At 68.8% G+C, this 25,145-nt stretch carries 21 protein-coding genes; 6 read left to right on the top strand and 15 right to left on the bottom strand.

The features are described from left to right. Nucleotides 1–11: 11 nt before the first annotated feature. Nucleotides 12–3,608, top strand: a complete 3,597-nt coding sequence (locus AX692_RS13545) for an ABC transporter permease/M1 family aminopeptidase (protein ID WP_073973907.1) — start codon at nt 12–14, stop codon at nt 3,606–3,608. A 41-nt stretch (nt 3,609–3,649) separates the two neighbouring features. Here AX692_RS13545 and AX692_RS13540 read toward each other — a convergent pair whose 3' ends face one another. Both AX692_RS13540 and AX692_RS13535 read right to left on the bottom strand, forming a co-directional pair. Further along, complete coding sequence (locus AX692_RS13540) at nt 3,650–4,189, bottom strand: SixA phosphatase family protein (protein ID WP_073973906.1); 540 nt, start codon at nt 4,187–4,189, stop codon at nt 3,650–3,652. Further along, nucleotides 4,186–6,822, bottom strand: a complete 2,637-nt coding sequence (locus tag AX692_RS13535; protein WP_230959463.1) for an ATP-dependent DNA helicase — start codon at nt 6,820–6,822, stop codon at nt 4,186–4,188. The genes AX692_RS13540 and AX692_RS13535 overlap by 4 nt, the downstream gene beginning before the upstream one ends. A 402-nt stretch (nt 6,823–7,224) precedes the next feature. Here AX692_RS13535 and AX692_RS13530 point away from each other — a divergent pair, with 402 nt between their 5' ends. Continuing rightward, nucleotides 7,225–8,838, top strand: coding sequence for a lysine--tRNA ligase (locus AX692_RS13530; RefSeq protein ID WP_230959460.1), 1,614 nt, complete (start codon nt 7,225–7,227; stop codon nt 8,836–8,838). 3 nt (nt 8,839–8,841) lie between these two features. Here the strand turns inward: AX692_RS13530 and AX692_RS13525 are convergent, their stop codons facing one another. Both AX692_RS13525 and AX692_RS19140 read right to left on the bottom strand, forming a co-directional pair. After that, on the bottom strand, nt 8,842–9,516 hold the full coding sequence (locus tag AX692_RS13525; RefSeq protein WP_073973904.1) for a prolyl hydroxylase family protein: 675 nt from the start codon (nt 9,514–9,516) through the stop codon (nt 8,842–8,844). A gap of 135 nt (nt 9,517–9,651) precedes the next feature. Further along, on the bottom strand, nt 9,652–10,845 hold the full coding sequence (locus AX692_RS19140; protein ID WP_081095329.1) for an RcnB family protein: 1,194 nt from the start codon (nt 10,843–10,845) through the stop codon (nt 9,652–9,654). A 177-nt stretch (nt 10,846–11,022) separates the two neighbouring features. On the opposite strand from AX692_RS19140, the gene AX692_RS13515 reads away from it, so the two are divergent. Continuing rightward, a complete protein-coding gene (locus AX692_RS13515) occupies nt 11,023–11,616 on the top strand; it encodes a pyridoxamine 5'-phosphate oxidase family protein (protein WP_073973903.1) in 594 nt (197 codons plus the stop codon). Between the two features lie 10 nt (nt 11,617–11,626). Here the strand turns inward: AX692_RS13515 and AX692_RS13510 are convergent, their stop codons facing one another. Both AX692_RS13510 and ettA read right to left on the bottom strand, forming a co-directional pair. Continuing rightward, nucleotides 11,627–12,325, bottom strand: coding sequence for a GGDEF domain-containing protein (locus tag AX692_RS13510; RefSeq protein WP_073973902.1), 699 nt, complete (start codon nt 12,323–12,325; stop codon nt 11,627–11,629). A 255-nt stretch (nt 12,326–12,580) separates the two neighbouring features. Then, the gene (gene ettA, locus AX692_RS13505) at nt 12,581–14,254 is read right to left on the bottom strand and encodes an energy-dependent translational throttle protein EttA (RefSeq protein ID WP_073973901.1); all 1,674 of its coding nucleotides are present in this window, start codon (nt 14,252–14,254) and stop codon (nt 12,581–12,583) included. 116 nt (nt 14,255–14,370) lie between these two features. Between ettA and AX692_RS13500 the strand changes: the two genes are divergently transcribed. The 3 genes from AX692_RS13500 (at nt 14,371) to AX692_RS13490 (ending at nt 18,318) form a co-directional block, all read left to right on the top strand. Next, a complete protein-coding gene (locus tag AX692_RS13500) occupies nt 14,371–15,792 on the top strand; it encodes a M20/M25/M40 family metallo-hydrolase (RefSeq protein ID WP_073973900.1) in 1,422 nt (473 codons plus the stop codon). Between the two features lie 193 nt (nt 15,793–15,985). Continuing rightward, nucleotides 15,986–17,221, top strand: coding sequence for a glycosyltransferase (locus tag AX692_RS13495; RefSeq protein WP_073973899.1), 1,236 nt, complete (start codon nt 15,986–15,988; stop codon nt 17,219–17,221). Beyond that, nucleotides 17,218–18,318: a lysylphosphatidylglycerol synthase transmembrane domain-containing protein gene (locus tag AX692_RS13490; RefSeq protein WP_073973898.1), complete on the top strand. Its 1,101-nt coding sequence runs from the start codon at nt 17,218–17,220 to the stop codon at nt 18,316–18,318. The genes AX692_RS13495 and AX692_RS13490 overlap by 4 nt, the downstream gene beginning before the upstream one ends. A 5-nt stretch (nt 18,319–18,323) precedes the next feature. Here AX692_RS13490 and AX692_RS13485 read toward each other — a convergent pair whose 3' ends face one another. The 9 genes from AX692_RS13485 to AX692_RS13445 form a co-directional block, all read right to left on the bottom strand. Next, nucleotides 18,324–19,859 (bottom strand): methyl-accepting chemotaxis protein, encoded by a 1,536-nt coding sequence (locus AX692_RS13485; RefSeq protein ID WP_155644904.1) that lies wholly within the window; start codon nt 19,857–19,859, stop codon nt 18,324–18,326. Between the two features lie 4 nt (nt 19,860–19,863). After that, entirely contained in the window at nt 19,864–20,166 is a 303-nt protein-coding gene (locus tag AX692_RS13480) for a hypothetical protein (RefSeq protein ID WP_073973896.1), read from the bottom strand. Further along, nucleotides 20,156–20,461: a hypothetical protein gene (locus tag AX692_RS13475; RefSeq protein WP_073973895.1), complete on the bottom strand. Its 306-nt coding sequence runs from the start codon at nt 20,459–20,461 to the stop codon at nt 20,156–20,158. The genes AX692_RS13480 and AX692_RS13475 overlap by 11 nt, the downstream gene beginning before the upstream one ends. A gap of 2 nt (nt 20,462–20,463) precedes the next feature. Further along, nucleotides 20,464–20,904, bottom strand: coding sequence for a chemotaxis protein CheW (locus AX692_RS13470; RefSeq protein WP_073973894.1), 441 nt, complete (start codon nt 20,902–20,904; stop codon nt 20,464–20,466). A gap of 32 nt (nt 20,905–20,936) precedes the next feature. Then, nucleotides 20,937–21,320 carry a response regulator gene (locus AX692_RS13465; protein ID WP_081095326.1) on the bottom strand — a complete coding sequence of 128 codons (384 nt, stop codon included), beginning with the start codon at nt 21,318–21,320 and terminating at the stop codon, nt 20,937–20,939. An 18-nt stretch (nt 21,321–21,338) separates the two neighbouring features. Continuing rightward, nucleotides 21,339–21,920 (bottom strand): chemotaxis protein CheD, encoded by a 582-nt coding sequence (locus AX692_RS13460; RefSeq protein ID WP_230959461.1) that lies wholly within the window; start codon nt 21,918–21,920, stop codon nt 21,339–21,341. Further along, a complete protein-coding gene (locus AX692_RS13455) occupies nt 21,917–22,978 on the bottom strand; it encodes a protein-glutamate methylesterase/protein-glutamine glutaminase (protein WP_073973893.1) in 1,062 nt (353 codons plus the stop codon). Before AX692_RS13455 ends, AX692_RS13460 begins: the two co-directional genes overlap by 4 nt. Then, entirely contained in the window at nt 22,975–23,871 is an 897-nt protein-coding gene (locus AX692_RS13450; protein WP_073973892.1) for a CheR family methyltransferase, read from the bottom strand. The genes AX692_RS13455 and AX692_RS13450 overlap by 4 nt, the downstream gene beginning before the upstream one ends. A gap of 2 nt (nt 23,872–23,873) precedes the next feature. Next, on the bottom strand, nt 23,874–25,145 hold a 1,272-nt coding region (locus tag AX692_RS13445), incomplete at its 5' end, for a chemotaxis protein CheA (protein WP_196491797.1).

Below are 25,145 nucleotides of genomic sequence, written 5' to 3'. Positions count from 1 at the left end.
GGGCAGGACAGATGCTCACCGCACGCCTCGCCGCGTTCGAACTCCGTTATCAGCTCCGCAATCCGGTGTTCTGGGTCTCGGTCGCGATCTTCTTCCTCATGGGCTTCGGCCTCAGCGCCAGCGACTTCATCAGCTTCGGCTCGCCCGGCGCGGTTCACGAGAATTCGCCCTTCACGGTCAGCATCGCGACCGCCGTGCTGTCGATCTTCTATCTCTTCGTCATCACCGCCTTCGTCGCCAATGCCGTGGTGCGCGACGATGTGACCGGCTTCGGCCCGATGATCCGCGCGACCCCGGTGGGGCGGACCAGCTTTCTGGCCGGCCGCTTCCTCGGCGGGCTCCTCATCGCGATCCTCGGGTTTCTGGCGATCCCGCTGGGGATCGCGGTTGGGGCGGCGATGCCTTGGGTCGATCCCGAGACGGTTGGCCCCAACAGCTTCGCACTCTATGCTTGGCCCTTCCTCATCATCGCCATTCCCAACCTGATCCTGTGCTCCGCGCTGCTCTTCGCGCTGGCGACGTTCACCCGTTCGATGCTGGCGAGCTATATCGGCGTGATCGTGCTGGTGCTGGGCTATCTCACCGTGCCGCTGCTGCTCAGTGACGATCCGAGCTGGCAGGATCCGGTCGCACGCTTCGAACCGCTCGGCACCGGCGCGATCGGCGAGATTTCGCGTTACTGGACCTCGGCCGACATGAACAGCAAGGCGATCCCGCTCGAGGGCAACCTGCTGTTCAACCGCGTCTTCGTGCTGGTGCTTTCCGCGCTGTTTTTCGGCATCGCGTGGCTGCGCTTCAGCATGACCGAGCGCGCGCCGTCGCGCTGGCGGCAGCGCCGGCTGGCGAAGCAGGCCGCGAAGGCCGAGAAGACCGCCGCCGTCGCGCCGCGCACGCTGACCGCGCCGGTCGCCCGCAGCTTCGGCACCGGCCATGCGCTCGCCACCTTCTGGCTCCGGCTCAAGATCGAGGTGCGCATGGTGACCCGCAGCCCCGGTTTCCTCGTGCTGCTGCCGCTCGCGATCGGCTTCGCGCTGATCAACCTGCTCTTCTCGCAGACGACCTTCGGCACGCCCTCCTACCCGCTCACCGCGGGCGTCATCCTGACGGTGGGCGGCAGCATGGCGCTGTTCAGCATCATCGTCGCGGTATTCTACGGCGGCGAGCTGGTGTGGCGCGAGCGCGATGTGAAGATCGGCGAAATCATCGACGCCACCCCCGTCCCGGCCTGGACGATGTTCGTGCCCAAGATTCTCGCGATCTTCGTGGTGCTCATCGCCATGGCGCTGTCGGCGATGCTCACCGGCGTGCTCTACCAGCTCGCCAAGGGCACCACGAGCGTCGACCTCGGGCTCTATCTCACCGCCTATGTCATTCCCCAGAGCATCGACCTGTTGATGCTCGCGATCCTTGCGGTGTTCTTCCAGGTCTTGAGCCCCAACAAATATGTCGGCTGGGGTCTGTTTCTGGTGTGGTTCGTGGCCCGGATCGTGATGGGGAACCTCGGCTACACCAATATGCTCTACAATTATTCGGGCACCCCGTCGGAGCCGCTCTCCGACATGAACGGTTCTGGCGGCTTCTGGATGGGCGCGGCGATCGCGCGGATTTACTGGGCCTGCTTCGGGGTGGTGCTGCTGGTGTTTGCGCACTGGGCCTGGCCGCGCGGCACGGTGGTTGCGGTGGTGCCGCGGCTGAAGGGCATCGCCAAGCGCGCCAGCCTTGCCACGGGCGGTATCGCGCTGACGGCGATCGCGGGGATGGTCGGCACCGGCCTCGTCATCCACCACAACATCAAGGAGCTGAACCGCTACGAAACCGCCGAGGAGGCCGAGGCCCGGCTCGCCGATTTCGAGCGCAAGTACCTCAAATATGCGAGCCTGCCGCGCCCGGTCGTCACCGACGTCGAGTTCGTGATCGACATCGATCCCGACGCCAAGCGCCTCAAGGCAACCGGCCACTACCTGCTGCGCAACGACAGCGGGCAGCCGATCACCGAGCTGCACGTCCGCCAGGGCGACGAGGGCGCGAAGTTCACTCGGCTCGAGCTTGCCGGGGCGAGGCTCGCCAGTTTCGACCAGACGCACTTCTACCGCATCTACCGCTTTGCCCGGCCGCTCGCGCCGGGGGCGGTCACGCGGCTCGATTTCGCCACCGACATCTGGCGGCGCGGCTTCGCCAATCGCGGCGCGGCGACCGACATCATCGACAACGGCACCTTCGTGAACAATTTCACCTTCGCGCCGATCATCGGGATGGACCGCAACATCTTGCTGCAGGATCGCACCGCGCGCCGCCGTCAGGGCCTTCCGGCCGAGCTGCGCATGGCCAAGCTCGAGGATACCTCGGCGCAGGTGCGCAATTATATCGGCGCCGACTGGGTCAATTCGAAGATCACCCTCTCGACCGCGGCCGATCAGGTGCCGGTCGCCCCGGGCGACAAGATTTCGGACGTGGTCAAGGATGGCCGCCGCATCGCGGTGTTCCAGTCGCCTGCGCCGATCCTCAACTTCTTCTCGGTGCAATCGGCGCGCTATGCCGTGGCCGAGGAAATGGCGGGCCCCGTTCGCCTCAGCGTCTATTATGATCCCAAGCACGCCTGGAACGTGCCCGCGATGCAGAAGGCGATGAAGACGAGCCTCGCCTATTACCAGCGCAATTTCGGGCCCTACCAGTTCGGCTATGCGCGGATCATCGAGTTCCCGGGCTATTCGAGCTTCGCGCAGGCTTTTGCAGGGACGATGCCCTATTCCGAAAGCATCGGCTTTGCCGCCGATGTGCGCGATCCCGAGACCATCGACTACGTCACCTTCGTCACCGCGCATGAAGTGGGGCACCAGTACTGGGCGCACCAGATCGTCGGCGCGGACTTGCAGGGGCAGACGCTCCTGTCCGAGACCCTCGCGGAATACTCCGCGCTGATGGTGATGAAAAAGCTCTATGGCGAGGACAAGATCCGCCGCTTCCTCAAGTTCGAGCTCGATCGCTATCTCGGCGGGCGCAAGTCCGATGTCCTGCCCGAACAGCCGCTGATCCGGGTCGAGAACCAGCAGCACATCCACTACAACAAGGGCGGGATGGTGATGTACCTGCTCCAGCACCGGATCGGCGAGGATGCGGTCAACCGCGCGCTGGCGCGGCTGGTGGCGCGCTACAAGTTCAAGGGTGCGCCCTATCCGCGCAGCCTCGATCTGATCGCGGAGCTGCGCAAGGAAGCGAAGACCCCGGCGGACCATGCGCTGATCACCGACCTGTTCGAGAAGATCACGATCTATGATCTCAAGGCGCGCGAGGCGACCAGCACCAAGCGCGCCGATGGCAAGTGGGTGACCCGCATCACCATCGAGGCGGGCAAGTTCTACGCCGACGGCAAGGGGGTCGAGACCCCCGCCAGCCTTGCAGAGAACATCGAGATCGGCGCGTTCACCGCGCGTCCGGGCACGGGCGCCTTTGCCAAGGCCAATGTCCTGTCGATGCAACGCATGCCGGTGCGCGGCGGAAGCCAGGTGATCGAGATCGTCACCGCGAAGAAGCCCGCCTTCGCCGGGGTCGATCCCTACAACTTCCACATCGACCGCGATGCGGACGATAATGTGGTGGCGGTGAACTGAGGCTCTTCTCCCCCTCCCGCAAGGGGGGGGGGGAAGTAAGACTACCCCTCCGGCCCCAGCTCCGGATCGAGATCGCGGGGCCGGGCGAAATGCACCAGCTCGGCGCAGTAGCGCTTCAGCTCGCTCCAATGCGCGATGTCGCATTCGAGCACGGCGTAGGCGGCGGTCGGGAACTTGACGACCGCTTCCTTGAACAGCGCGTTCTCCTTGCCCGGCGCAACCAGCTCGAGCAGCACGTCCTGCAGGCCCGGGTTGTGCCCGGAGATCAGGATCGTCTTCGCCTCCGCGTCACCGCTGCCTGCGTGGGCCTCGATCGTCTCGACGATGGTGTCGAAGCTCGCGAGGTAGAGCCGCTGGTCGTAGATCGGCGCAAGCTCGGGCAGCGCGCCCTCGAGCGTCAGCTTCACCCGCATCGCCGGACTGGCGATCAGCTTGTCCCACTTGACCCCGTGGTCGCGGATATGCCGCCCGATCAGAGCAGCGCCCTTGCGCCCCCTTGCGTTCAGCCCGCGGTCGAAATCGCGCTGGCTGGTGTCGTCCCAGTCGGACTTGGCGTGGCGCAGGAGGCCGAGAATCTTCATGGCTGAAAGGCTTCTCCCGATGGCACCGACACGTCACCGCTGCTTGCGGCTCCAACACCAGCGCGCACGCGTTGTAAAGCCTGATCGAGCGTCACGCGCAGCACGGGGGTGCCTTTGGGAAAGGCGCTGAGCAGCCGCGAGGGGAAGGCGGGGGAGAGGACGATGAAGTGGCCGCTATCCTCCTTCGAACGGATCAGCCGCCCGAAGGCCTGCGCCAGCCGCGCGCGGATGATGCGGTCGTCATAGGCGCTGCCGCCGCCCGCGAGCCGCCGCGCCTTGTGGAGGATGTCGGGACGCGGCCAGGGGACTTGCTCCATCACGACGCACCTGAGGCTGTGACCGGGCACGTCGACCCCGTCGCGCAAGGCATCGGTGCCGATCAGGCTGGCGCGCGGATCGTCCCGAAAGATGTCGACAAGCGTGCCGGTGTCGATCGGATCGACATGCTGGGCGTAGACCGGGAGGCCGCCGCGCGCGAGCCGGTCGGCGATGCGGCCGTGAACCGCGCGCAGGCGCCGGATCGCGGTGAACAACCCGAGCACGCCGCCGCCGCAAGCCTCGATGATCCGCGCATAGGCTCCGGCGAGCGCAGGCAGATCGCCCTTGGCGATGTCGGTGACGATCAGCACTTCCGCGCGGGCGGCGTAGTCGAACGGGCTCTCGGCCGCGGACAGGAGCGGCGCGACTTCGACATGCGCCGCGCCCGAGCGCTGGATGGCGCTGGCCCAGCGGTCGTCATCTTCCGTCCGGTCCGTCAGCGTCGCGCTGGTCAGCAGCACGCCGTGTGCGGGCTCGAGCACCACGCGGGCGAAGGGCTTCATCGGGTCGAGCCAGCGCCGGTGGATCGCCACGTCGAACTCGCGCGCATCGGAGCGGTCGACCGCGAGCCAGTCGACAAATTCGGGGTCGGCAGGCCCGCCGAGCCGGTCGAGCAGCGCCTCCCACGCCGCCAGCAGGTCGATCCGCCAGGCAAGCGCGAAGCGCGCCCCCTCGATCCGCGCCCTCCCTTGCGCGTCGAGCCAGTCGGGCGGCTCGGCGAGGATCGCCTCGAGCCTGCCGCCCAGCCGGATCAGCGGCACGCGGATGGAGGCGAGCGCCTCGGAGGCGGCTCCGGCGGCCTCGATCACCTCGCCCGGCAGCCCCGCCGCCTCGGTCTCGATCCCGTAGCCCGCCTCCTGCCCGCTTTCGTCGCGCGCATAGGTCGCGGTGCGCACCGCGGCGAGCAGGGCCTCCAGTGGGCCGAAGGGCGCGTTCTCGGCGAGGCGTTGCAGCCAGCCGTCGGAGGGAAGCAGCTGCCCCGCCTTGCACGCCGCGGCGATGGCCTCGGCGCCCGCATCGTCATAGCTGGCGACATCGGCAAGACGGGCGGCCAGCCCGCGCCGCCGCCCCCGCGCCTCTCGTTCCGGCCCCATGATCCAGCGCCTGAGTTCGATCGTCTCCTGCCCGCTGAGCGTGGCGGCGAAGGTCGAATCCGCTGCATCGAAGACATGGTGGCCCTCGTCGAAGATCAGCCGCGTCGGGCGCTGGTTGGGGTCGCGCGCGCGGGCCGCGTTGACCATCACCAGCGCATGGTTGGCGATCACCAGATCGGCCTGCGCGGAATCCCGCGCCGCGCGCTCGATGAAGCACTTCCGATAGTGCGGACACCCGGCGTAGATGCACTCGCCGCGCTGGTCGGTCAGCGCGGCGATCCCGCGCTTCCTGAACAGCGTCCCGAGCCAGCCGGGGAGGTCGCCCCCGATCATGTCGCCGTCGCGCGTATAAGCGCCCCATCGCGCCACCAGCTGCGCGAGGATCGCCGGGCGCCCCGCAAAGCCGCCTTGCAGCGCGTCCTCGAGATTGAGCAGGCAGAGGTAATTCTCGCGGCCCTTCCGCACCACCACCGGCGGGGTGCCATCGGCGCGCTTGGCCGGCCACGCGCGGCGGCTCTCGGCGCGCAGTTGCCGTTGCAGGTTCTTGGTGAAGGTCGAGACCCATACCGTACCCCCGCTCGAGGCTGCCCAGACCGAGGCCGGGGCGAGATAGCCCAGCGTCTTGCCGATCCCTGTCCCCGCCTGCGCCAATGCCAGATGCGGGCGGCCGGGGGCCGAGCGCGGGGCGAATATGCGGGCGACGTCCCCGGCATAGGCGCGCTGGCCCTCGCGCTGTTCGGCGCCCTCGCCGGTAAGCCGCGCGAGCTGCGCCTGCACCGCCTCTGCCGACAAATCCACCTGACGCGGGGCGGGGCGCTCGCCCGCTTCCTCCCATTCGGGCAGCTTGGCAAACAGCCAGCGCTCGGCGCGCTCGGGCTTGGCGATGTGGGGGCGCAGCACCTGCGCCCAGGGCCAGCGCAGGCGTTCGAGCGATTGCACCGCGCTCCACGCGCCCTCGCGCTCGAACCATTCGGGATCGCCGCAGGTTGCCACCAGGGCCCCGGCCGCGCGCTGGAGCAGCTCGGGCACCGCGGCGTCGTTTTCGGGCACGGGGAGCCCCAAGGCCTCGGCCAGCCCGCGCGGGGTCGGCACGCAGAAGCGCGCGGGGTGGATGAAGGCGAAGGCCTCGAGCAGGTCGAGGCCGGAGAGGTCGGGATAGCCCAGGCGGCTGGCCACCAGCGGCGCGTTGAGCAGCAGCACGGGCGTATCGGCGGCCGCCATGATTGCATCGCCCTTCGACACCGCCTGCGTCCCTCCCGAGGGGGCACGCAGCCAGTGGCCGCCGTGGCTGGCGTGCAGGGCAGGCAGGGCAAGCGGATCGGGGAGGGTCACTGGTCATTAGATGGGCGAGTGGCACGGCGATGTAAACGCCATGCGCTCCGGCTTTGCCCCGCGCATCTGTCCTACAGGCACCGCAAGCGGTAGAAGGAGGAATACGCCAGCGGCACGGATAGGTTTCAAGCCCCGCCACCCGTGTCCGTCCGCTTCGCAAACCGAGTGCAAGCCGATGATCCAATTGAACAATATCGCATTGCGCAAAGCGGACACGGTGTCCGCTTTGTCCGCTTTGCGCGCGCCATTGTGCTTGCAAGCCGCCCCGAGCCCCGTAATAGCCGCCCCGCTATGACAATCACCCAAGATGCCCTCATCGCCGCAGCGACCAACTCCAAGGCCTGGCCCTTTCAGGAGGCGCAGCGCCTCGCCAAGCGGCTGCCGCAAGGCAAGCCCGGCGGGGTGCTGTTCGAGACCGGATACGGCCCCTCGGGCCTGCCGCATATCGGCACCTTTCAGGAGGTGCTGCGCACCACGCTGGTGCGGCGCGCCTACGAGACGCTGACCGGTCAGCCGACCCGGCTGGTGGCGTTCAGCGACGACATGGACGGCCTGCGCAAGGTGCCCGACAACGTGCCGAACAAGGCGCTGCTCGAGGCCAACCTCGGCAAGCCCTTGTCGCGCATCCCCGACCCGTTCGAGAAGTTCGAAAGCTTCGCCGCGCACAACAACGCGATGCTGCGCGATTTTCTGGATCGCTTCGGGTTCGACTATGAATTCGTCAGCTCTTCCGACTGCTACAATGGCGGCAAGTTCGACGATGCGCTGCGCGGCGTGCTCGCCAATTTCGGTGCGATCATGGATATCATGCTGCCGACATTGGGCGAGGAGCGGCGCAAGACCTATTCCCCCGTCATGCCGATCAGCCCGACCACGGGCGCGGTGTTGCAGGTGCCGATCGAAGTGGTGGACGCTGCTGCGGGGATCATCCGTTTCACCGACGAGGACGGCAGCACCGTCGAACAGTCCGCGCTCGGCGGGATGGCCAAGTGCCAGTGGAAGGTCGACTGGGCGATGCGCTGGGTGGCGCTGGGCGTCGATTACGAGATGTACGGCAAGGACCTCACCGATAGCGGCATCCAGTCGGGCAAGATCGCCCGTGTGCTCGGCGGCAACAAGCCCGAGGGGCTGATCTACGAGCTGTTCCTCGATGCCAAGGGCGAGAAGATCTCCAAGTCCAAGGGCAATGGCCTGTCGATCGAGGAATGGCTGCAATATGGCAGCCCGGAGAGCCTCGGCTACTACATCTTCGCCAATCCCAAGAGCGCCAAGCAGCTCCACGCCGGGGTGATTCCCAAGGCGGTGGACGATTACTGGCAGTTCCGCGCCGCGATCCCGGGTCAGGATGTCGACAAGCGGCTCGGCAATCCTGTGTGGCACCTGCTGCGCGCCAACCAGCGCCGCGAGGGCGCAGGAGCTCCGGGCGAAGGCGAGGCGCTGCCGGTGCCGTTCAGCCTGCTGCTGAACCTTGTGGGCGTGCTCGGTGCGGGGGCGACGCGCGAGGCGGTGTGGTCCTATCTCGGCAATTATGTCGCCGATGCCGATCCGGCGAAGCACCCGGCGCTCGATGCGCTGGTGGGCCGGGCGCTGGCTTACAACCGCGACTTCGTCGCGCCGACGCTGGAGAAGCGCGCGCCTGCTGGCGGCGAGGTGGGAGCCTTGATGGCGCTCGATGCCGCGCTCGAAATGGCCGACCCGGCGACCAGCGCCGAGGACTTGCAGACCATCGTCTACGAGATCGGCAAGATCGAGGAGTTCGGCTTCGAGAGCCTGAGGGACTGGTTCAAGGCGCTCTACGAAACCCTGCTGGGCAGCGAACAGGGCCCGCGCATGGGGAGCTTCATCGCGCTCTACGGCATTGCCCCCACCCGCGCGCTGATCGCGGAGGCGCTGGCCAAGGCATGACGTTCAGCGCCACTTCCTTGTGCGGTACCACTTGGTGATGATGTACTTCGCCCCCGCCTCGACCGGGGTGCCGGCGTGGAGCGTCGCCTCGTTCGGGCGGCCGTCGGGCAGGGCGTTGTTCCACAGGAGGAGCACGCCGGGGGTGGGGGCGATGCTGATGCCGAGCAGGCTGAAGGCCGTCGCGCCGCCCGCCTCGACCGGGTTGAGATAGGCCATCGTCGTCCAGCTGCGCTGCCCGCCGCGCTGCTGTTCAGAGGGCCAGTAGCTTTCGGAGGTGTAGAACCAGTCGTTGTGCGGCTTGAACTCCTGCCCCGGCAGATAGCGTTGGCCCTGGATCGGCTCGCCGAAGCTCCTGGGCACGCCCAGCACCGCATCGATCCGGGCCGAGATGCCGGCGACGAAGGGATCGTGCGGGTCGAGATCGCTCGAGAAGGAGGTGCGAAAGCCGCTGTCGTAGCCCAGCTCGTGCAGCGCCGAGGGCTGGGCGACCGCGTCGATCATGGCGGTGAGGCGGGCGCATTCCTCGCCCGACAGGAAGCCGCCGATGGCATAGAGCTCGATCCGCTCGTCGGGCACGCGGTAGATCCCGGGTATCGCATCGAGCCGCGCGCGCACCGCCATGCCGAGGCGGGCGAGGGCGTTCTGATCGGGGGCAGCACCGGAGGCAGGGGCGGTCATCGTGGCGCGAGCCTAGCAAGCCTTCGCGCGGCGGTGCAAGCGGCCCCGGCGCCACCGCGGGGCGGGCCGCCGGGCCGGGAGAGGGAAAACCCCGCCGGATCGCTCCGACGGGGCCCCTTGTCGACTGGCGAAGACCTACCAGAAGAAGTCGTGGATCACGTCTACGACCTCGCCGGTGTAGATATCGACGAGCACTACATCGTCATAATACCGAACCCACTGATAAGGCCCATAGACCGGCGGGAGGCGATAGGCGAAGGGATCGCTGATGAAGTAGCGCGGTTGGAAGAACAGGCTGTCGAGATAGAACCCGATGCCCACCCGGCTGTAGCGGTGGCTGCGGAACGGCGCGTAATAGGGGCCGGGCCGGAACACGAAGCGGTTGCCGCGGCGGAAATCGTACCAGTCGTAGCGACGGTCGAAGCGCCAGCGGTTGTCCCAGCGACGGAAATCGCGGCGATCCCAGCCCGGACGTCCGCTCCAGCCCCAGCGCCAGTCGTCCCGGCGCCAGCCTCGGCGGTCGCCGCGCCAGCCGTCGCGCCGGTCACGGTCACCGCGCCAGTCACCGCGCTGGTCCGCACGGCGCGCGTCGCGGGCGATATCGCCGACCTGGCCCGAGAACCCGCCGCCGCTCCGTCCGTCGAAGCGGCCATCGCGGCCATCGCGGCCGCCGCGGGCGCGGATGTCGCCGACGCGGCCGTCACCCCGGCGTCCGTCGACCCGGTCGGCGCGGCGGTCACCGCGATCCTCGATCCGGTCGGCGCGGGCATCGCCGCGATCCTCGATGCGATCGGCGCGCGCGTCGGTGCGTCGGTCGACCTGCTGGGCAGCGCGATCACGGCCGCGCCACTCGAGCCGGCGCGCCTCGGCATCGCCGCGCTGCTCGACCCGGTCCGCGCGTTGCTCGAAGCGGCCGTCGACGCGGTCCGCTCGGCGCTCGCTGCGCTGGTCGATGCGATCGGCGCGCTGTTCGCGCTGGGCCTGCTGCTGCGCCGCGCGGGCGCGATCGAACACCTCGCCGCCGAACCGGCGCGCGGCAGGCCGGGCGGGCGCGGCCTGACTCACCGGAGGCGGCGGCGGCGCAGCGCGCTGCGGACGCGGGCTGTCGGCGCGCTGCGGGCGCGGCGCTTCGGCACGCGGCGCGCGCGGGAGATCGACACGCTGCCGGCCACCTTCGGCGCGCGGCTGGGCGCGCTCGAACCGGGGCCGCGGAGCAGGCTCGGAATCCTGCGCGGCGGCGGGCACGGCCGGAAGCGCCACGGCGAGCGCCGCAGCGAGCGCAGCCAGCGATCCGCCGCTTCTGGCGAAGGGGGCAAAAAGTGAATTCATGGCAAGTGCCTCCGATGACGCCAGCCCACCACAGGCCTTTTGTGATGATGCCGCTCTACGCCCCGCAGACTGTCGCGGCGATGAACCGGCTCGGCGATGTTCAGAAAAAGTGGTGTTTGACTGAACGGAGCTTCCCGTGCTTGACGCGGCCGCGCGGGCTGCCAATGGCCTCGGACCATGTTCGACACCCTCGATGCCTGTCTTGCCGATTGTCACGACCGGCTGATTCGTGCGCCGCGCGATCGCAAGTCGCCGCTCCACACCCCGGTGATCGTCACCGCCGATGTCGATGCAAGAGTGATGGTGCTGCGCGCCTTCGATGCGCAAGGCTGGCACCTGCGGCTCCACACCGACACCCGCGCGCCCAAGGCGGCCGCCATCGCGGCCGACCCGCGCGTCGCGGTGCTGTTCTACGACAAGGGCGCCAAGATCCAGATCCGCGCGCGCGGGGTCGGCGAAATCCTGCGCACCGGCCCCGAGGTCGATGCGGCATGGAGCGCCAGCACCAACTTCGCCCGGCGCTGCTATCTGGGCGAGGGGCCGGGGGCGGGTTCGGACACGCCCACATCGGGCCTGCCGCCCGAATTCGAGGGGGTCGAACCCGACGAAGCGCAGCTTGTCCCCGCGCGGGAGAACTTCGCGCTGCTCAGGATCACGCTGACCGCGCTCGACTGGCTCCACCTCGCCCACACCGGGCATGTGCGCGCGCAGTTCACGCGCGCACCGGGCGACAGCGCGGCCGAGTGGGCGGGGTGCTGGGTCTCGCCTTGAGGCGCGGGGCTCAGGCGGCCGAGGCGGAGGTGCCGGGGCCGCGTTCCGCCGCGGTCGGATGCGCGGATGCGGGTGCAGGCAGCAGCATGATCTCCTCGATCTCGCTCGCCGGCACGACATGGCCGGCGCCCGTCGCCAGCGCCGCATCGAACGCGCGGCGCGCGCGCTGGATGAGCGCGTCTTCGGAATTTCCGAAGCGTTCGGCGGCCGCGACCCCGAAGCTCGCGCTCAGCGGTGCCTCGGCGCCCATCTGCGGCAGTCGCAGCTGGCCGAGCTTGCGGCGCAGGCGGTTGGCGATGCGCACGGCGGCGTGCTCATCGGTTCCGCCGAGAATGATGGTGAAGGCATGACCCTCGGTCTGCGCCATGCGGTCGCCGCGGCGCAGGCTGGCGCGCATCACTGCGGCGACATGCTCGCGCACCTCGGCGTGGGTGTCGCTGCTCCAGACCGTGCCGAGCGCCTGGAGCTGATCGATCCGTCCGTGCAGCACCGCCTGCGAGGAGGCGCGCATGGCGTTGCGGCGCGCGGCCAGATCGACCGCCTGGGCAAAGATCTCGGGCCTGTGGAGCGGGCCGAGCGGGCCGCCGGTCGGGTCGCGGCGCGGATCGAGACGGCGGTTGGCGCGCAGGCTTCCGGCCCACGCCCCGGCGGCGGTGAACCCTGCGCACAGCAATGCGGCCACCTCGAGTGGCACTTCGATTCCCGTCATGACGCCCCGCTGCCCTTTTGCGACCTGTTATGTCGTTAGGTACAGTGACGTAGACCTGCTTAAGAAGGCGTAAAGCGGCGCGCGCCCGCGGCGATCAGAAAAATTGACAAGATTACGAAACCCGGACGGAAGGCGGCGCTCATGGCGGGTAACGCGACGTGCCGTTCGGCGAGGTGCTTTATTCGGCGACCATCGAGGGATTGACGGTGGAGGCGACGGGCTGGGATTAGGCAACCCGGCCGCCCGCAGAGAAATCTACCGCGTGAGCTTCTTGTAAGCCACCCGCGTCGGACGGTCGGCCGCGTCACCCAGGCGGCGTCGCTTGTCTTCCTCGTAGGCTTCGAAGTTGCCCTCGAACCATTCGACATGGCTGTTGCCCTCGAAGGCGAGGATGTGGGTGGCGAGGCGATCGAGGAAGAAGCGGTCGTGGCTGATGACCACGGCGCAGCCTGCGAAGTTCTCGATAGCGTCTTCCAGCGCGGCCAGCGTCTCGACATCGAGGTCGTTGGTCGGCTCGTCGAGCAGCAGGACGTTGCCGCCCTGCTTCAGCATCTTGGCCATGTGCACGCGGTTCCGCTCACCCCCGGAGAGCTTGCCGACGTTCTTCTGCTGATCCGCGCCCTTGAAGTTGAACGCGCCCACATAGGCGCGGGTCGACATGTCCTGCCCGTTGACCTTCATGTAATCGAGCCCGTCGGAGATCTCCTCCCAGACGTTCTTCTTCGGATCGAGATGGTCGCGGCTCTGGTCCACGTAACCAAGGCGCACGGTCGAGCCGATCTCGATCGTGCCGCTGTCGGGCTGCTCCTTGCCGGTGAGGATCTTGAACAGCGTCGACTTGCCCGCGCCGTTGGGGCCAATCACGCCGACGATCCCGCCCGGGGGCAGCATGAAGCTGAGGTTTTCGAACAGCAGCTTGTCGCCATAGGCCTTGGAGATGCCCTTGGCCTCGATCACCTTGCCGCCCAAGCGCTCGGGCACCTGGATGACGATCTGCGCCTTGCCGACCTGGCGGCTGTCCTGGCTGTTCTGGAGCTCCTCGAACTTGCGGATGCGCGCCTTGGACTTGGTCTGGCGCGCGGCGGGCGTCTGCCGGATCCACTCGAGCTCGCGCTGCAGCGCCTTCTGCTTGCCGCTTTCCTCGCGGCTTTCCTGCTCCAGACGCTTGGCCTTCTTTTCGAGGTAGGTCGAATAGTTGCCCTCATAGGGGTAGTAGGAGCCGCGATCGAGTTCGAGGATCCATTCGACCACGTTGTCGAGGAAGTAGCGGTCGTGGGTGATCATCAGCACCGCGCCCGCGTAATCCTTGAGGTGGTTTTCGAGCCATTGGACCGACTCAGCGTCGAGGTGGTTGGTCGGCTCGTCGAGCAGCAGGATCGAGGGCTTCTGGATCAGCAGGCGGGTGAGCGCAACGCGGCGCTTTTCGCCGCCCGAAAGCTCGGTCACCGGCCAGTCGCTTGGCGGGCAGCGCAACGCTTCCATCGCGACTTCGAGCTGGTTGTCGAGCGTCCAGCCGTCGACCGCGTCGATCTTGTCCTGCAGCTCGCCCATCTCCGCGCCGAGTGCATCGAAATCGGCATCGGGCTCGCACATCAGCGCGCTGACTTCGTTGAAGCGCGCGACGAGATCGGCGGTTTCCTTGGCGCCCTCACGCACGTTCTCGAGCACGGTCTTGGTCGGATCGAGCTCGGGCTCCTGTTCGAGATAGCCGACGGTGATGTTCTCGCCCGGCCAGGCCTCGCCGGTGAAATCCTTGTCGATCCCGGCCATGATCTTGATGAGGGTCGACTTGCCCGCGCCGTTGGGCCCGACGATGCCGATCTTCGCGCCCTGGTAGAACTGGAGCGAGATGTTGTTCAGCACCGGCTTCTGGGCGCCGGGGAAGGTCTTGGTCATGCCCTTCATGACATAGGCGTATTGGGCGGCCATCGGATGGTCCTTCGGGTCTTGGATAGGGGTGAGGAATTGGCTGCGCAGATAGGGAAGGGGAGGGCTAAGGGCAAGCGGCTAGACAGGAAGGCGGGGGCCGCCTAGCACCTTGCGCCATGATCAAGCCCTCGCTGCTCGCGCTTGCCGCGCTGCCTCTCGCCCTTGCCGCCCATGCAGAAACCGTCGCGCCGGTGCCGACGCTGGAGGAGTCTGCTGACGCTGCGTTGCAAGACGACCGCTATGCCTGGGACTTCGTCGAGGGGATCACCACCGAGGTCGGCCAGCGCCAGGCGGGCACCGAGGCCGAGGCGCGGGGGCGCGCTTGGGCTGTGGCGTGGCTGAAGGCCAAAGGCTTCCGGAATGTTGCCGACGAGCCCTACATGATGCCCACTTGGGTGCCGGGCGAGCCGGGCAAGGCCGAGATCGTCAGCCCCTTCCCGCAGAGCTTCGCCATCGCGCCGCTGGGTGACACGGCCTCGACGGGCCCCGAGGGGGTCACCGCCGAAGTGGTGATGTTCAAAAGCGTCGCCGAATTGCAGGCTGCGCCCGAGGGCAGCCTCAAGGGCAAGATCGCCTATGTCAGCAATGCCATGACCCGCACGCAGGACGGGAGCCAATACGGCTTCGCCGGGCCGACGCGCTGGGTCGCGGCAGGGATCGCGGCCAAGAAGGGCGCGCTCGCGACCGTCATCAAGTCGGTCGGCACCGACGATCACCGCAACCCGCATACCGGCGGCACCAGCTTCCCCGAAGGCGTTGCGCCCACCCCTGCCGGCGCGCTGAGCAATCCCGATGCGGCGAACCTTGAACGGATGTTCGCCCGCGCAAAGGGCAGGCCGATCACCATGAAGCTGGTGCTGACCCCGCGCTTCGTCGGCGAGACGCAGAGCGGCAACGTGGTGGGCGAGATCGTCGGGCGTAATCCCTCGCTGCCGCCGGTGCTGCTTGCCTGCCACCTCGACAGCTGGTGGCTGGGGACGGGCGCGATCGATGACGGCGCGGGCTGCGCGATCATTGCTGCGGCAGCGCTGCACGTGAAGCACACGGGCGTCCCCTTGCGCACCATCCGCGTGCTGATGGCGGGCGCAGAGGAGACCGGCCTGTGGGGCAGCAAGGCCTACAGCACGGCGCATCTCGCCGAACCCATCGCCGTCGGCCTCGAAAGCGATTTCGGCGCGGACCGGATCTGGCGCTTCGATTCGAATTTCCGCACCACCAACCCGGAGCTCCACAAGAAGATCGCGTTGGCGGTCGCGCGCTTCGGCGTCTCGAGCGGCACCGATGTCGCAGGCGGCGGCGCGGATCTCAACATCGTGCGCGACCAGAAGGGCGCGCTGGTCGACCTCCAGCAGGACGGCACGCGCTATTTCGACCTCCACCACACCCCTGACGACACGCTCGACAAGATCGATCCCGCGCAGCTGCGCCAGAACGTCGCGGTGTGGACACAGGTCGTCGGCATCCTCGCGAACGAGAGCACCGCGATCCTGACCGGCACGCCGGTTCCCTCCGCACCGGCGATCATGAAAACGCGGTAATCTGACACGGCTGACGCAGTCCGGTCACGTCGCGGTCGGCGAACCGCCACCGAACTGACCGCAAACCGTCGCGCTAGAGACACGCAGTGCGGGCAAAGGTGCGCAACCCCGCCGCGCGCCCTGAGCCTGCTTTGCGCCCCCACGCCCATGGCTCCTCTCCGGCATCCGCGGCAGAGCGCAAGAAGGCGTGTGCATGGCGAAAGATCTGCTGATTTGCGACCTGACTCAGAGCTGGTCGCCCACCGGTGGCGGGGGCATCTCCACCTACCTCAAGGAAAAGAAGCAATACTTCCAGGAGAACACCGAGCACCGGCTGCTCCAGATCGTGCCGGGCCCGGAGGACCGCATCACGGTGGAAGGCCGCACGATCCTCGCGGAGGTCGGCGCGCCGCTGGTGTGGGGCAGCCCCAACTATCGCTGGATCAACCGCAATGACGCGGTCTTCGCGCTGCTCAGGGAATACCAGCCCGACATCATCGAGAGCCTTTGCCCCTGGGTGCTGCCGTGGATCGCGATCCGCCACCGTCGGCGCTATCCGCACACGGCGCTGGTCGCCGGCTACCGCACCGATTTTCCCAATGCGCAGGTCTACCGCGTGATGAAGGACCTGTCGGGGCACTATCCTGCAAGCTTCTTCCGCAATGTCGCCTATTTCTACGCGTGGATGACCTACCACCGCTTCGACCGGGTCTACACCCTGAACCACGAAGCCCGCGCGATGCTGGGCGGGCTTGGCTATCACAACACCGGGGTGCTGGGGCTCGGCGTCGATATCGACATCTTCTCGCCCGAACACCGCGATCCGGCCTTCCGCGCCGAGATGGGCCTGCCCGACAATGGCGGCCCGCTGCTGATCTATGCCGGGCGGCTCGACAACGAGAAGCGCGCCTATGTGCTGGTCGAGATGTTCAAGCAGCTCCCGCGCGCGATGGGCGCGAGCATGGTGCTGATGGGCGACGGCAAGCTGCGCGAGGTGCTGATGGAGGAAGCCCGCGGCTTGCCGATCGCCTTCCCCGGCTACGAGACTGACCGCGCCGCGCTTGCCCGGGCGCTGGCCTCTTCGGACATCTATGTCAGCGGGATGGCGGACGAGACCTTCGGCATCTCGGTGCTCGAGGCGCAGGCCTCGGGGCTGCCGGTGGTGGGGGTCGCCAGCGGCGCCATGCCCGAGCGCGTTCCCCCAGGCACCGGGGTGCTTGGCCCGGTCGATGATCCCGTGGCGATGGCGCGCGGCGTGGTTGAGGTGTGGCGCGACGATTACGCCGGGCGCCGCCAGCGCAGTCTCGCGCTCGCCGCCGCGCACAATCGCTGGCCGCAGACCTTCGAACAGCTCATCAACGTCGAATATGCCGCTGCCCTCGCCGCGCGCGATGCCCGCATGCAGGCAACGTGGCTGGGCCCCGTCAAGCGGGCCCTGAACGTCTCTTGAGCGATCCCGGAACCTCTCCCGCAGCGCTCGCCCCGTGGCAGCGCCTGCCGCGGCGCACGCTGGCGATCGCGCTCTCGGTGCTGCCGCTGGTGGCGCTCGCCAATGTCGCGGTGCTGGTGTGGTCGCTGGGCGGGATCGACCTCGCCGGCCGCCTGGTCGCGCCCGGGCTGCTGCTGGTGGCGGCGGCCATCGCCTTCGTCCCGATGTTCGCCAATTCCCTGCGCTTCGCGCTGTGGAGCCGGTTCCTCGGCCTCGGTCTAGGCTTTCGCGGGGGGCTCAAGGTGGTGACGGGCACGATGGTCACCAATTCGATCACGCCCTCGGCGGCGGGCGGCATGCCGATCAAGATGCTGTTCCTCCTGGCCGAGGGCGTGCCGGCGCGCCGCGCAGCGACGCTGATCTCGCTCCAGACCGCCGAAGACACGCTGGTGATGACCTCGCTCGCGGCGCTGTGCCTGACGCTCAGCGGGTTCCAGCTGGCCGATTTTCTCGGCCGCCAGCCCGGGCTGGTCAACGAGATCGAGACCGATCTGGCGATCATCGCTGCGGTCGCCGGATGCGTGCTGATGCTGCTCGCGGGCCTTGCGGCGGCGCTGGCGGCGGGGCTGATGGGTAAAGGCCCACGCAGCCGCGCCGCGGCGCTCCATGCCCGCGCGCGCGATTTCGGCGGGCATGTGGTGAGCGACTGGCTGGGGGTGCTGCGCCGCGGCAAGGGCATGGCGCTGGTCAACCTGATGCTCGCGCTGGCGCAGTGGCTGGCGCGGTTCTCGATGGCCGGGATCGTGCTCGCCGCCTTCGGGCAGGACTGGCACCCGGCGCTCTACTGGCTGCTGCAATATCTGGTGCAGTCGATCAGTTCGGTGGTGCCGACCCCGGGCGGCGCGGGCGGGGCGGAGGCGGGCTTCCTGCTGCTGTTCGCGCCTTTCGTTGCCGCGGGCGTGCTGGTCGCGGCGATGAGCACCTGGCGGCTGATCTTCTTCTACCTGCCACTGGCAGGCGCGGCGCTGGTATTCTTCCTGCTCCAGCGCGCCGGCCGCCGACTGCGCGCGGCGGATTCCGACCCGCTCGCCGCCGCGGCCCCGCAGCCGGCCGAATAGCCTCCTCAGGCCGCGCGGCTGAGGCGCGGGGCGGCGTCGGCGGTGCTGTCCTGCTGCCGGAAGCGCGACACCTGGCCGGTGAGATCCTCGGCACTGCGCAGCAGCGCGACCGAGGCGGCGCTGGTCTGTTCGGCCATCGCCGCGTTCTGCTGCATCCCGCGGTCGAGCAGGCCCATCGCGGCATTGATCCGGCGAACCGCGTCAAGCGAGCCTTCCGAACCTTGCGCGATGTGATCGACGTGCCCGGCGATGTCCGAGAAGCGCGCCACCAGCGAGGCGAGCAGGGTGACCAGCTGCTGCACCCGTGCGACCCCTACCGCGATCTCGTCCTTGGAGGTGGCGACCAGCGCCTTGATCGCGGTCGCCGACTGGGCCGAGCGCTGGGCGAGTTCGCGCACCTCGCCCGCGACCACCGCGAAACCCTTGCCCGCCTCGCCCGCGCGTGCCGCCTCGACCCCGGCGTTGAGCGCCAGCAGATTGGTCTGGAAGGCGATCGTGTCGATGAAGCCGATCATCTCGCCGATTTCGGCCGAGGAGGCCTCGATCCGGGTGATCGCCTCGGCGGCGGCGGCAATCTCGGCGGCGCCGCGGTCGGCATCCGACTTGGCGTCGAGCGCGGTCGAGCGGGTCGCCGCCCACAGCCCTGCCTGCCCTTCGATGTCGTGGAGCAGCTCGCCCGCGGTGCGCGCCGCGCTTTCGATCGCGGCGGTCTGCTGTTCGGTCTTGCCCGCCAGATCGGACGAGGCCTCGCGCAGTTCGTGCGCGCCGGTCGCGACCTGCGCGGCGGTCTGTGCCACAGCGCCCACCAGCTGGTCGAGCTCGGCACAGGACTGGTTGAGCAGCGCGCGGGCGCGGTCATATTCGCCCGGGAAGGGGGCATCGAGGCGGCTCGACAGGTCGCCCGCAGCCAGCTTGCGCAGCCGCTCGGAGAGGCCCGAGAGCACCGTCTGCTGCTCGTCCGCCAGCCGCTCGCGCTCGGCGCTGCGTTCGATTTCGAGCGCCGCCTCGGCGCGGCGCACCTCCATCAGATTGCAGACCAGCGCCTCGAACTGGCGGCACAGCAGGATCAGCATTGCCGCCTCGACCAGCACGATCACCGCATGGAACACCACCCGCATCAGGTCTGCGCCGTCGGGGAAGACCAGCGCGGGAGCGATGAAGTTGAGCGCGAGGTGGTGCAGCGCGGTCACGAGGGTGCCAGCCACGATCACCCGCCAGTCGGCCAGCGCGGCGAGCACCGCAAGGAAGGCGAAGAACACCATGTGCAGGTCGATCAGCCAGCCCGTTCCGCTCGCCATCGCCAGCAGCAGCGCGGCGAGCAGCGGGTAGGTGACGCCCAGGAGGAGGCGCGCCAGCGGATCCGCGCGGCCGGTCCAGGCAAAGCCCAGCGGCGCGATCAGCAGCACCATCGCCGCAAGCGCCACCAGCACCGCCCCGGTGGCAAGCGCCCAGACCGCCAGCAGCGCGCCGATCACCCCGGCGAGCGTCCCGACCACCCGCATACCCGTCGTGCGCAATGCGGAAAGTTCGTCAACGGGCATGGTTCTAGCTCCTGCGTTGGGCTTTGCAGCCCGGGGCGCGTGCAGCGAGGGGGAGAATGCCATGGCCGAGCGCGCGCAGCAGGCCGGCATTATCGGCGATGCGCGCGATGATGCGGCCGCGCGACGTGTCGAGCGCGAGCAACGGGGCCTCCTCGTGCAGCGCCCAGGCAATCACGCCGCGCGCATCGGTTCCGGCCAGCGGCACCAGCAGCGCGGCCTGCCCGGGGCGCGGCCACACCAGCGCCGCGGTCAGCGCCAGCGCGACGCCTGCGCCATGCAGGCCGAGCAGCACCCGGTCACCGAGCATCGGCCTGTTCCAGCGCGTGGCGCAGTTCACCCAGCCGGATCGCGGCGACGGCAGCGTCGGGGTCGACGGCGGCGAGCACATTGGCCATCTCGCGCAGGGACTGTGCGAGCCGGTCGATCTGCTGCAACTGCACGAGGTAGCGCGTGGCGACATCGTAATCGCTGCAGAGCACGATCCCGAAAGCCTCGGCATCCTCGGCAAAGGTCGACAGGTGCCCGGCGATCCCGGCCAGCAGCGCGGGAGAGTGGAGCGCACCGGCGGGTGCCAGCCCGGCGGCGGGGAGGGGCCGACTCACGCTCAGGCCGCCAGTTCGATCGGCTCGTCGGCCATCAGCCGTGCCAGATCGAGCACCATCACCATGTCATCGCCGAGCGGGGCGATCCCTTCGAGGAAATGGGTGATCGTCTCGTGCCCCATGGCATCGGGCTGCTGGAGCGTGCCGGCCTCGATCGAGACGATGTCTGCGACGTCGTGGACGATCAGCCCGCGCATCTGGCCCTCATGCTCGATGACGATGATCGGGTTGCGCGGGGTCGCCTCGGTCGGAGTCCAGCCGAGCCGTGCGGCCAGGTCGATCACCGGCAGCACCGCGCCGCGCAGGTTGACCACGCCCGCGACATAATCGGGCACGCGCGGCAGGCGGATGACGGGAGACCAGGCGCGGATCTCGCGCACGGTCATGATGTCGATGCCGAAGCGCTGGCTGGCGATGCCGAAGGTGATGAGTTCGTGGCGCATGGAGGCGTTCCTCGGGGCAGGCTGTCAGCGGGTCAGTGGATCACGCGGCGCAGCGCGGCGGTGAGTTTGTCGGCATCGAAAGGCTTGACGATCCACCCCGTCGCCCCGGCGTTGCGGGCGCGCTGCTTCTTCTCGTCGGAGCTTTCGGTGGTCAGCACCAGGATCGGGCGCTCGGCGTGGAGCGCGCTGGTGCGCAGCTTCTCGATCAGCCCGAAGCCGTCGAGGCGCGGCATGTTGATATCGGTGATGATCACGTCGACCTCGTTGGAGGCGAGCCATTCGAGCGCCTCCTGCCCGTCCTCGCACTGTTCCACGGCAAAGCCGCGCGAAGTGAGCGCGCCCAGCAGGAGCGCGCGCATCGAGGCACTGTCGTCGACCGTGAGGACACGGATGGGGGCAGAGTTGCTGGCTTGCATGATGGGCTCCGTTTGATCCTAGAATAGCTCGACCGTCCCAAGCGCCGATTGCGGCCGACCCAGTGGTTTTTCCGTAGGGGCGACGTCGGAGGGCACGAGGCGTGCGCGGACCTGGCCGCTGGCGGGACGGAACTGGATGCGGCGCGCCTGGGTGCCCTCGAGATCCTCGAACACGCAGGGGATTTTCTCGCGCTCGAGGAACTGCCGGGCGAAGGCGGCATTGGCGGTGCCGATCGGCGAAAGATCGGGGTTGAGGTTGGCACCCCCGTAGAGCCGCGCACGCAGCCGGCTCTTGATCGCGCCCAGCCCCAACATCTCGTTGATCAGGAGCTCCATCAGGTACAGGCCGTAATCGCTGTCGAAGGCCTGGTGGCGCATGTGGGCGGGGGGCTCGGCGAGGAGGAAGTGGTTCATGCCGCCCACCCGCGAAACCGGATCGAACAGGCATGTCGCAACGCAGCTGCCGAGGATCGTGCTCATCTCGACCCGCGCGTCGGCGCTCGCCTTGGCCTCGCCCTGGACGATCGTGACGCGGACGATCTCGGGCGCAGCCGCGGCGGCGGGCGCGGCGGTGCGCAGGAATGGAGTCATGTCGCTCATGACAGCACCGCGCGGGCGGGAGTGAAGATGGCAGGGGCGATCCGGTCGAGCGGCAGCACTTCGCCCGCCGCCCCCAGTTCGATCGCCGCGCGCGGCATGCCGAACACGACGCAACTTGCCTGATCCTGCGCGATGGTGCGCGCGCCGATGCTGGCAAGCTGGGCCATGCCCTGCGCGCCGTCCTGCCCCATGCCGGTCAGCAGGATTCCCAGGCCGCGCGCCCCTCTTGGGCCGCCGAGCGTCGATGCGAGCGAGGCGAACAGGCGGTCGACGCTGGGGCGGTGCCCCGTGACCGGCTCTCCCTCGCGCAGCACGCAGCGCAGGCCCCGCGTGCCCGCGGTGGCGACCTGCAGGTGGCGCTCGTTGCCCGGCGCCAGCAGCACCGTGCCGCGTTCCAGCGGCATGTCGCTCTCCGCCAGCATCACCCGCGGGCGCACCACGCGGTCGAAGGACTGGGCGATCGCGCCGGCAAAGCAGCCGTTGATGTGCTGGACGACGAGCGTCGGCGGGCAATCGGCGGGGAAGCCGGCGAGCACGGTGTGGAGCGCCTCGACCCCCCCGGTCGATGCACCGATGACGATGACATCGGGCAGCGCAGCGGGCGTGGCCGCAGTCTCGGGCACCGGCGCGCGCGGGGGCGGCGGGGCCGGGGTGTGCACGAAGCGCACCCGTGCCGCCTCGCGCACCATCGCGGGGAGCGCGCCGTCGTCCTGTTCGTCCGGCTGCATGCGCAGCTGCGACTTGGCGATGCAGCCGACCGCGCCCAGTTGCAGCCCGCGCGCGGTCGCGCTCGCGCCCCGCTCGGTCGCGCCCGAGACGAGGATCACCGGCGTGGGGCGCAACTGCATGATCTTCTCGAGGAAGGAGAGGCCGTCCATCCCCGGCATCTCGATGTCGAGCGTCACCACATCCGGATCGAGCGCCTTGATCATCTGCCGCGCCTCGGCGGCATCGGCGGCGGTGCCGATCACGGTGATGTCGCTCTCCCGCGCCAGCCGGTGCTGGAGCAGCGCGCGCATCAGGGGGGAATCGTCGACAATCAGGACCCGGATGGTCATGCGTGGCCCTTTCGCCGGTAGATGGTCGGCCCGACCGGTTCGAGCAGCGCGGTGGCTGCCCCGCTGACCCGTTCGGAATGGCCGATGTAGAGGTAACCGCCCGGCGCGAGCTGGCGAGCGAAGCGCTCGACCAGCCGTTCCTTGGTGGCAATGTCGAAGTAGATCATGACGTTGCGGCAGAAGATCACGTCGAAGGCGCGGTTCATCGGCCACTCGCCCATCAGGTTGAGTTCGCGGAAGCGCACCAGCGCCTGCACCGCCGGATCGATGCCGAGGCGCGGCTCGCCTGCAGCATTGGCCGGCACGCACCAGGCGCGTCGCAGTGGCTCGGGCAGGGCCTCGAGCGCGCTCGCCGGATAATGCGCGGCACGCGCGCCGGCGAGGGCGTTGATCGAGATGTCGCTCGCGAGCGCGATCAGCCGACCGCGCGCAAGCTTGAGCCCCGCCGCGCGGTCGCGCCCGAGCAGCACCATCATCAGCGTCCAGATCTCCTCGCCGGTCGAACAGCCCGCCGACCAGATCCGCACATCCGCTCCCGCCTGGGCGCGCTGGAGCAGTTCGGGCCGCACGACGGTTTCGAAATGCTCGAAATGGTGCGGCTCGCGGTGGAAATAGGTGTGGTTGGTGGTGAGCGCGGCGACCACCTCGGTCATGGTGCGCGGGTCATCGCGCAGGCTGTCGAGGAACGCGCCGAAGCTCGTCAGCCCGCTGCGCCGCACCAGCGGGGCGAGGCGCGAATAAGCGAGCATCTTCTTGCGCTCGCTGAGCACGATTCCGGTCTCGGCGTGGATCAGGCCCGCGATGCGGCGGAAATCGGCTTCGCCATAGATTGCCGGGCTGACCCCGGGAACCATGCTCTGGCTGTCCGATGAAGGAGCGACCGAACCCTGCATGATCAGGCCGCAGCCGCCAGGGGCACAGTGCCCGCCAGACTGCGCGCGGCGTTGCTGGCGATGAAGTCGACATCGACGATCAGCGCGACCTTGCCGTTGCCGAGGATCGTCGCGCCCGCGACAGAGTCGATCTGGCGGTAATGCGCATCGAGCGCCTTGATCACGAACTGGCGCTGGTCGGCGATCGCGTCGACCAGCAGCGCGGCGCGGCCGTGGCCCTCGGTCTCGACCAGCACCAGCACGCCATCGCAGGGGTTGGAGACGGCCCCATCCGCGCCGGTCAGCACGCCCAGGGGCACGATCGGCACGAAGCTGCCGCGCGCGTTGAGCATCTGCGCGCGGGTGCCCATGCCCTTGACGTCGGCGGGGGTCGGCCTGAGGCTCTCGATCACATGGGTGAGCGGGATCACCAGCGACTGGTCGCCGACCTGCACGATCATCCCGTCCGAGATCGCCAGCGTCAGCGGCAGGGCAAGGCTGAAGGTGGTGCCCTTGCCCGGCACGCTCTCGATGGTGATGCGCCCGCCGAGCTCCTTCACGTTCTGCTTGACCACGTCCATCCCCACGCCGCGGCCCGAGATGCTCGAGACCTGTGCGGCGGTGGAGAAGCCGGGGGCGAAGATCAGCTGGTTGATGTCGTCGTCGGTCAGCTGCGCGTCCGGGGCGACGAGGCCGTTGGCGATGGCTTTCGCCAGCACCCGGTCGCGGTCGATCCCGCGCCCGTCATCGGCGATGCGGATGATGATGCGCCCGGCCTTCTGTTCGGCCGACAGCGTGAGCGTGCCTTCGGGGTCCTTGCCCGCGGCGCGGCGTTCATCGGGCGGTTCGATCCCGTGGTCGACGGCGTTGCGGATCAGGTGGGTCATCGGCTCGGACAGGCGCTCGATCACGGTCTTGTCGAGCTCGGTGGTTTCGCCCGCAACCTCGAGCTTGACGTGCTTGCCGGTCGAGCCGCCGAGTTCGCGCAGCAGGCGCGGCACGCGGCCGAAGACCGAGCTGATCGGCTGGGCGCGGAAGGCCATCGCGTGTTCCTGGATGTCGCGCACCAGCCCGTCGATCAGCGCCAGCTCCTCGATGTGGGCGAGGTTCTCGTTGGTGAGGCGCTGGGCGAGCATCGCCTGGGCGATCACCAGCTCGCCGACGCCGTCGATCAGCATGTCGAGTTTCTTGAGGTCGATCCGCACCGACTGGTTTGCGGCGCCCCCGCCGGGCGCGGTGGCGGCAGCGGCAGCGGCCGCGGCAGGCGGGCTCGGCGCGGCGGCAGTGCTCGCTTC

Source organism: Erythrobacter donghaensis, assembly GCF_001557325.1.
Classification (GTDB): Bacteria; Pseudomonadota; Alphaproteobacteria; order Sphingomonadales; family Sphingomonadaceae; genus Erythrobacter; species Erythrobacter donghaensis_B.
This window is presented reverse-complemented; position numbering and strand designations above follow the sequence as displayed.